This is a genomic window from Streptomyces monticola, assembly GCF_042665355.1.
Taxonomy (GTDB): Bacteria; Actinomycetota; Actinomycetes; order Streptomycetales; family Streptomycetaceae; genus Streptomyces; species Streptomyces monticola.
Window position 1 is genome coordinate 1 of the sequence record NZ_JBHTCF010000053.1, and the last position, 5,259, is coordinate 5,259.

2 rRNA genes are annotated in these 5,259 nt (G+C 58.0%); both read left to right on the forward strand.

Annotated elements, in window-relative coordinates:
* Positions 1–265 precede the first annotated feature (265 nt).
* Positions 266–1,793 (forward strand): 16S ribosomal RNA (locus ACFQVC_RS42335).
* A gap of 319 nt (positions 1,794–2,112) precedes the next feature.
* Positions 2,113–5,237, forward strand: a 23S ribosomal RNA gene (locus ACFQVC_RS42340).
* Together the 16S and 23S rRNA genes form the textbook arrangement of a ribosomal RNA operon.
* Positions 5,238–5,259: the final 22 nt, after the last annotated feature.

A 5,259-nucleotide genomic window follows, 5' to 3' on the forward strand; every position in this document is an offset into this window, starting at 1 on the left:
ACCGAAGGGAAGCGCCCGGAGGAAAGCCCGAGAGGGTGAGTACAAAGGAAGCGTCCGTTCCTTGAGAACTCAACAGCGTGCCAAAAGTCAACGCCAGATATGTTGATACCCCGTCTCCGGCCATCATGGCTGGGACGTGGTTCCTTTGAAAGTCCTGCCGCCATTGTGTGTGGCAGGCAAACACAGCGAGGACGCTGTGAACGACCGGGATTATTCCTCCTGGTTGTTCCGCTCTCGTGTGTGTCGACCGGATTACCGGTAAACATTCACGGAGAGTTTGATCCTGGCTCAGGACGAACGCTGGCGGCGTGCTTAACACATGCAAGTCGAACGATGAAGCCGCTTCGGTGGTGGATTAGTGGCGAACGGGTGAGTAACACGTGGGCAATCTGCCCTTCACTCTGGGACAAGCCCTGGAAACGGGGTCTAATACCGGATACGACACGGGATCGCATGATCTTCGTGTGGAAAGCTCCGGCGGTGAAGGATGAGCCCGCGGCCTATCAGCTAGTTGGTGGGGTGATGGCCTACCAAGGCGACGACGGGTAGCCGGCCTGAGAGGGCGACCGGCCACACTGGGACTGAGACACGGCCCAGACTCCTACGGGAGGCAGCAGTGGGGAATATTGCACAATGGGCGAAAGCCTGATGCAGCGACGCCGCGTGAGGGATGACGGCCTTCGGGTTGTAAACCTCTTTCAGCAGGGAAGAAGCGAAAGTGACGGTACCTGCAGAAGAAGCGCCGGCTAACTACGTGCCAGCAGCCGCGGTAATACGTAGGGCGCAAGCGTTGTCCGGAATTATTGGGCGTAAAGAGCTCGTAGGCGGCTTGTCGCGTCGGTTGTGAAAGCCCGGGGCTTAACCCCGGGTCTGCAGTCGATACGGGCAGGCTAGAGTTCGGTAGGGGAGATCGGAATTCCTGGTGTAGCGGTGAAATGCGCAGATATCAGGAGGAACACCGGTGGCGAAGGCGGATCTCTGGGCCGATACTGACGCTGAGGAGCGAAAGCGTGGGGAGCGAACAGGATTAGATACCCTGGTAGTCCACGCCGTAAACGGTGGGCACTAGGTGTGGGCGACATTCCACGTCGTCCGTGCCGCAGCTAACGCATTAAGTGCCCCGCCTGGGGAGTACGGCCGCAAGGCTAAAACTCAAAGGAATTGACGGGGGCCCGCACAAGCGGCGGAGCATGTGGCTTAATTCGACGCAACGCGAAGAACCTTACCAAGGCTTGACATACACCGGAAACGTCTGGAGACAGGCGCCCCCTTGTGGTCGGTGTACAGGTGGTGCATGGCTGTCGTCAGCTCGTGTCGTGAGATGTTGGGTTAAGTCCCGCAACGAGCGCAACCCTTGTCCCGTGTTGCCAGCAGGCCCTTGTGGTGCTGGGGACTCACGGGAGACCGCCGGGGTCAACTCGGAGGAAGGTGGGGACGACGTCAAGTCATCATGCCCCTTATGTCTTGGGCTGCACACGTGCTACAATGGCCGGTACAATGAGCTGCGATACCGCGAGGTGGAGCGAATCTCAAAAAGCCGGTCTCAGTTCGGATTGGGGTCTGCAACTCGACCCCATGAAGTCGGAGTCGCTAGTAATCGCAGATCAGCATTGCTGCGGTGAATACGTTCCCGGGCCTTGTACACACCGCCCGTCACGTCACGAAAGTCGGTAACACCCGAAGCCGGTGGCCCAACCCCTTGTGGGAGGGAGCTGTCGAAGGTGGGACTGGCGATTGGGACGAAGTCGTAACAAGGTAGCCGTACCGGAAGGTGCGGCTGGATCACCTCCTTTCTAAGGAGCACTTCTCACCAAGAGCCTCCGGGTGCTTGGTCAGAGGCCAGTACATCAGCGAATGTCTGATGCTGGTTGCTCATGGGTGGAACGTTGACTACTCGGCACGATCGGCCAACTCGGGCCGCTAGTACTGCTCTTCGGAGCGTGGAACGCGGATCCAGGGTGGGGATCGTGTCGGGCACGCTGTTGGGTATCTGAGGGTACGGCCGGAATGGCTGCCTTCAGTGCCGACCCCGGTGTACTCACTGGTTTTGCTGGTGGGGTGGCGGGTGGTTGGTCGTTGTTTGAGAACTGCACAGTGGACGCGAGCATCTGTGGCCAAGTTTTTAAGGGCGCACGGTGGATGCCTTGGCACCAGGAACCGATGAAGGACGTGGGAGGCCACGATAGTCCCCGGGGAGTCGTCAACCAGGCTTTGATCCGGGGGTTTCCGAATGGGGAAACCCGGCAGTCGTCATGGGCTGTCACCCGCTGCTGAACACATAGGCAGTGTGGAGGGAACGAGGGGAAGTGAAACATCTCAGTACCCTCAGGAAGAGAAAACAACCGTGATTCCGGGAGTAGTGGCGAGCGAAACTGGATGAGGCCAAACCGTATGCGTGTGAGACCCGGCAGGGGTTGCGTATACGGGGTTGTGGGATTTCTCTTGACCGGTCTGCCGGCCGGTCGGCGAGTCAGAAACCGTTGATGTAGGCGAAGGACATGCGAAAGGTCCGGCGTAGAGGGTAAGACCCCCGTAGTCGAAACATCAGCGGCTCGTTTGAGAAACACCCAAGTAGCACGGGGCCCGAGAAATCCCGTGTGAATCTGGCGGGACCACCCGCTAAGCCTAAATATTCCCTGGTGACCGATAGCGGATAGTACCGTGAGGGAATGGTGAAAAGTACCGCGGGAGCGGAGTGAAATAGTACCTGAAACCGTGTGCCTACAAGCCGTGGGAGCGTCGCGCATCGAGCTTGCTCGGTGCGTCGTGACTGCGTGCCTTTTGAAGAATGAGCCTGCGAGTTAGCGGTGTGTAGCGAGGTTAACCCGTGTGGGGAAGCCGTAGCGAAAGCGAGTCCGAATAGGGCGAGGGAGTTGCACGCTCTAGACCCGAAGCGGAGTGATCTAGCCATGGGCAGGTTGAAGCGGCTGTAAGAGGTCGTGGAGGACCGAACCCACCAGGGTTGAAAACCTGGGGGATGACCTGTGGTTAGGGGTGAAAGGCCAATCAAACTCCGTGATAGCTGGTTCTCCCCGAAATGCATTTAGGTGCAGCGTCGTGTGTTTCTTGCCGGAGGTAGAGCACTGGATAGGCGATGGGCCCTACCGGGTTACTGACCTTAGCCAAACTCCGAATGCCGGTAAGTGAGAGCGCGGCAGTGAGACTGTGGGGGATAAGCTCCATGGTCGAGAGGGAAACAGCCCAGAGCATCGACTAAGGCCCCTAAGCGTACGCTAAGTGGGAAAGGATGTGGAGTCGCAGAGACAACCAGGAGGTTGGCTTAGAAGCAGCCACCCTTGAAAGAGTGCGTAATAGCTCACTGGTCAAGTGATTCCGCGCCGACAATGTAGCGGGGCTCAAGCGTACCGCCGAAGTCGTGTCAATCCAGCATGAGACCTAACGGTTGCTGGGTTGGGTAGGGGAGCGTCGTGTGCCGGGTGAAGCAGCCGCGGAAGCGAGTTGTGGACGGTTCACGAGTGAGAATGCAGGCATGAGTAGCGATACACACGTGAGAAACGTGTGCGCCGATTGACTAAGGGTTCCTGGGTCAAGCTGATCTGCCCAGGGTAAGTCGGGACCTAAGGCGAGGCCGACAGGCGTAGTCGATGGACAACCGGTTGATATTCCGGTACCCGCTTTGAAGCGCCCAACATCGAGCCCATTAATGCTAAGGCCGTGAAGCCGCCTGCCTCCAGCTTTGCTGTGGGTGGGAGTGGTGGAGCCGCTGACCCAAGGTGGTAGTAGGTGAGTGATGGGGTGACGCAGGAAGGTAGTCCAGCCCGGGCGGTGGTTGTCCCGGGGTAAGGGTGTAGCCCGTCATCCAGGCAAATCCGGATGACATGTGGGTGAGACCTGATGCCGAGCCGATTGTGGTGAAGTGGATGATCCTATGCTGTCGAGAAAAGCCTCTAGCGAGTTTCATGGCGGCCCGTACCCTAAACCGACTCAGGTGGTCAGGTAGAGAATACCGAGGCGTTCGGGTGAACTATGGTTAAGGAACTCGGCAAAATGCCCCCGTAACTTCGGGAGAAGGGGGGCCATTCCTGGTGATGGCATTTACTGTCTGAGCTGGGGGTGGCCGCAGAGACCAGCGAGAAGCGACTGTTTACTAAAAACACAGGTCCGTGCGAAGCCGTAAGGCGATGTATACGGACTGACGCCTGCCCGGTGCTGGAACGTTAAGGGGACCGGTTAGTCACTCTTCGGGGTGGCGAAGCTGAGAACTTAAGCGCCAGTAAACGGCGGTGGTAACTATAACCATCCTAAGGTAGCGAAATTCCTTGTCGGGTAAGTTCCGACCTGCACGAATGGCGTAACGACTTCTCGACTGTCTCAACCATAGGCCCGGTGAAATTGCACTACGAGTAAAGATGCTCGTTTCGCGCAGCAGGACGGAAAGACCCCGGGACCTTTACTACAGTTTGATATTGGTGTTCGGTTCGGCTTGTGTAGGATAGGTGGGAGACTTTGAACTCGTCACGCCAGTGGCGGGGGAGTCGTCGTTGAAATACCACTCTGGTCGTGCTGGATGTCTAACCTGGGTCCGTGATCCGGATCAGGGACAGTGTCTGATGGGTAGTTTAACTGGGGCGGTTGCCTCCCAAAGGGTAACGGAGGCGCCCAAAGGTTCCCTCAGCCTGGTTGGCAATCAGGTGTTGAGTGTAAGTGCACAAGGGAGCTTGACTGTGAGACCGACGGGTCGAGCAGGGACGAAAGTCGGGACTAGTGATCCGGCGGTGGCTTGTGGAAGCGCCGTCGCTCAACGGATAAAAGGTACCCCGGGGATAACAGGCTGATCTTCCCCAAGAGTCCATATCGACGGGATGGTTTGGCACCTCGATGTCGGCTCGTCGCATCCTGGGGCTGGAGTCGGTCCCAAGGGTTGGGCTGTTCGCCCATTAAAGCGGTACGCGAGCTGGGTTTAGAACGTCGTGAGACAGTTCGGTCCCTATCCGCTGTGCGCGTAGGAGTCTTGAGAAGGGCTGTCCCTAGTACGAGAGGACCGGGACGGACGAACCTCTGGTGTGCCAGTTGTCCTGCCAAGGGCATGGCTGGTTGGCTACGTTCGGAAAGGATAACCGCTGAAAGCATCTAAGCGGGAAGCCTGCTTCGAGATGAGGGCTCCCACCAACTTGATTGGTTAAGGCTCCCAGTAGACGACTGGGTTGATAGGCCGGATGTGGAAGCCCTGTAAGGGGTGGAGCTGACCGGTACTAATAGGCCGAGGGCTTGTCCTCAGTTGCTCGCGTCCACTGTGTT